Source organism: Serratia sp. (in: enterobacteria), from assembly GCF_046715635.1.
Classification (GTDB): Bacteria; Pseudomonadota; Gammaproteobacteria; order Enterobacterales; family Enterobacteriaceae; genus Chania.
Genome location: NZ_JBKJYW010000267.1, coordinates 1 through 3,576 on the forward strand (window position 1 = coordinate 1; position 3,576 = coordinate 3,576).

General features: G+C 49.4%; 2 protein-coding genes. Both read left to right on the forward strand.

The features are described 5' to 3' along the window. Positions 1-1,092 precede the first annotated feature (1,092 nt). Positions 1,093-1,533, forward strand: coding sequence for a hypothetical protein (locus ACLQ7H_RS13190; RefSeq protein WP_411753064.1), 441 nt, complete (start codon positions 1,093-1,095; stop codon positions 1,531-1,533). Beyond that, positions 1,530-3,576 (forward strand): hypothetical protein (locus tag ACLQ7H_RS13195; protein ID WP_411753065.1); only part of this gene is annotated, 2,047 nt, incomplete at its 3' end. The genes ACLQ7H_RS13190 and ACLQ7H_RS13195, both read left to right, overlap by 4 nt.

Sequence of the window (3,576 nt, forward strand, 5' to 3'; positions counted from 1 at the left end):
TGGACTCGAACCAGTGACATACGGATTAACAGTCCGCCGTTCTACCGACTGAACTACAGAGGAATCGTGTGAACGGGGCGAATAATAGCGGTGCCGATGGGGCTTGTAAAGCATGAAAATGCACAAATGTTCTGTTTGTCGAGCTAATGAGCAAATTGACTTATTTTCCAGCAGGTTAAACTTTGTCACTGGTTGGTAGGCCGCTATCATTACGGGCCGAGCGCACTTTGCGAGTTAATCCTGAATTTTGCGGGGGGACGATATTTTAAAGGGTAAATGCGAGAAAATTCTTAATTAAAAGATGAGATAACAGGGCTGTATTCTAGGAACTTTCCTGCAATTATAGGGGTCTATTCCTAATAATTGGCAGAAAAATCCGTGTAAGCATTATCACCACGCCCTTTATTTTTTACACAGTAATTAGATGATCTCAGATAAATCTTGAAACCACGCGTCGCTATAGAAAACTATCCAGGCACGTATGGAGTAAATCTCCAAAAAATGCGTTTTTAATAATATAAATATCTATTTTTAATCATAGGTAATGGCCATTTTCATGCGGAAAAATGGGGGTCTCACTGAGAACGGCGGATATCGTTAGATTTCTGTCTATATAACTGTTTTAACTGTATTTTATTTTTTTATTTTGTGGTTTTTTTAGCGAAAAAACCAGAATGGATGCTCTTGCATGCGGGGGAGTGCCTTTGTTCTTCCTGGCGGTAAGGGCCATTTTTCCCCCGCAACTCGGCGTTCAAGCACGCTCGCAGAGTTGCTGGATATAAAAAATACCAGTATTATTTTGCACTTCATAATCGTCGTGGCATGCTAAATCGCTGGCAGGTTGTAGGCGCATTGTTGCGCTTGCTTGGACACCGATGAAACCAGGTTAAGTATTCGTTAAGTCAATAGACCATGGCGGATGTTGCAAGAGTAGGGGCAATGATCGGCCATAGTATAGTTCTAGTGAATGTTTGCTACTGAAGTGCCTCCCCTATATCATTGCTGAAAAGTACACATATTATTTATTCAGGATATACCCGATCTTGTTTGAGTTGACATATCGGTAACGGAATTTTTTTAAAGGAATTTTCGATGATAAGCACCCAAAAGAACCTTTGTTTAGGCGTAATCCTGTGCAGTGGTTTGTTGCTGGCAGGATGCCAGAAAACCGCACAGACGAGCTCGCAAGAAGACTCGCAAGCGGCCACCGTACAAGCTCCCCCTCAGCAGATCAGTGTGTCCCCGCCACCACCTCAGGCAGCCGTAGAAACCAAAACCAACAAGATTGGCCTTTGCCAAAGCGAGTTGGCCTCACTCAAGCAGGTAAATCCGAAGGCTTATGCGGTCAAGCAGGCCAACTTTAACCGCCTGGTGAACAATGCCTCGGTTTATAGCGCAGTACGCGGTGATGTCAATTCGACAACCAAAGACACCCTTGATGCATTGTACAAATATAAGACCAATCAGTTATGTGCCGAGATCGAACGTGACGTCCTGCAAGGCCTGATCCAGAGAGGGGAAAGCGTGAAATGAAACGCAGGATATATTGCGGTGCCTTGTTGACGTTGGCGTTGCCGCTAGGAGTAGTAAGGGCTGAAGAGGCGGTTACTCCTGATGCTCATGCGTTGAATTCACTGGAAGCGATCACGCGCCAGGTGGATGAGGCTCCGGCACTACTGTTTCTGACGCCTTCACAACTGGATACAGCAGAACCTGCAAAACCCAAGAGTAGTAAACCTGCCAGCAGTAAGCCTAACGCACTGGCTGAGAAAGGCGCTGAGCGCATTCGTGAGATGAAGACGCTGCAGGCAACCATCAATCAGCTGAAGGCCAAAGTCACCAGCCAGGAGGCGGCACTTGAGCAGTTGCGTAAAGCGCAATCTCAGTCAGCGGGCTCTTCCGCAGAGTTGGTGCGCCTGCAACAGGCTATTGAGCAAAGCCAGCGGGAAAATGCGCGGTTGCAACAGCAGCTTGCCGCACAGGCCAAGGAAAGCGATCGGCAGATGCAGCAAATGAAGCTGCAACAGCAGGATCAGCGTACCAGTTCGCAATTGCAGCAGCAGTTGGCAGCGCAAACCAAAGATAACGAACAAAAAGCACAACAGATCAAGCAACTGCAGCAAACGTTACAGCAAAATCAGCAGGCCATGGCCCAACTGCAGGATCAACTGTCAGCGCGTAGCAAAGAGAATGAACAGAAGTCCCAGCAGGCGATGGCGAAGCTGCAGGAGCAACTGGCTGCCCAAACCAAAGACAGCGAGCAGAAAGCCGAGCAGGTGAAGCAGTTGCAACAGGCTGGTACCCAGTTGCAAGAACAGTTGGCTACCTATGCTAAAACTAACGATGAAAAGGCCCAGCAGGCCAAGCAACTGCAGCAAAACCAGCAGGCGTTGGCGAAGCTGCAAGAACAGTTGGCTGTCCAGGCCACAGACAGTGAGCAAAAAGCCTTGCAGGTAACACAGCTGCAAGAGCAACTGGCGGCGCGTAACAAAGAGCATGACAACAAGGCCCAGTTGGCGATGGCGAAGCTGCAAGAACAGCTAACCGCCCAAATCAAAGACAGCGAGCAGAAAGCCGAACAGGTGAAGCAACTGCAACAGGCCAGCGCCAAGTTGCAGGAGCAGTTGGCGGTACAGACCAAAACTAACGATGAAAAATCACAACAGGTCCAGCAACTGCAGCAGAATCAGCAGGCGTTGGCAAAGCTGCAGGAACAGTTAGCCACCCAGACCAAAGACAGTGAATACAAAGCTCAGTTGGTTAAGCAGTTGCAAGATCAACTGACGACTCGCAACAAAGAATTGTCGCAAAAGACCCAGCAGGCAATGGTGAAGCTGCAAGAACAACTGGCCGCACAGACCAAAGACAGTGAGCAGAAAACCGAACAGGTGAAGCAGTTGCAGCAGGCTAGTGCCAAGCTGCAAGAGCAACTGACTGCGTATGCTAAAACTAACGACGAAAAAGCGCAGTTGGCTGCGCAACTGCAGCAAAACCAGCAGACGCTGGCGAAACTGCAAGAACAGTTGGCTGCTCAAACCAAAGAGCGTGAACAGAAGGCTCTGCAGGTCACACAGCTGCAAGAGCAACTGGCGGCGCGCAGCAAAGAGAACGAACAAAAGACCCAGCAGGCGATGGCGAAGCTGCAAGAACAGTTGGCTGCCCAGACCAAAGACAGCGAGCAGAAAACCGAACAGGTGAAGCAGCTGCAACTGGTGAGCGCCAAGTTGCAGGAGCAGTTGACGGCACAAGCTAAAGTCAACGATGAAAAAGCGCAGTTGGCTGCCCAGTTGCAGCAAAACCAGCAGACGCTGGCGAAGCTGGAAGAACAGTTGGCTGTTCAAACCAAAGAGCGTGAACAGAAGGCTCTGCAGGTCACACAGCTGCAAGATCAACTGGCGGCGCGCAGCAAAGAGAACGAGCAGAAGACCCAACAGGCGATGGCGAAGCTGCAAGAACAGCTGGCTGCCCAAACCAAAGATAGCGAGCAGAAAGCCGAACAGGTGAAGCAGTTGCAACAGGCTAGCGCCAAGTTGCAGGAGCAGTTGACGGCACAAGCCAAAGTTAACGATGAAAAAG

What these genes read in the sequence shown, in the direction of transcription:
- ACLQ7H_RS13190 (WP_411753064.1), top strand. Translation starts at nt 1,093, where the DNA reads ATGATAAGCACCCAAAAGAACCTTTGTTTAGGCGTAATCCTGTGCAGT.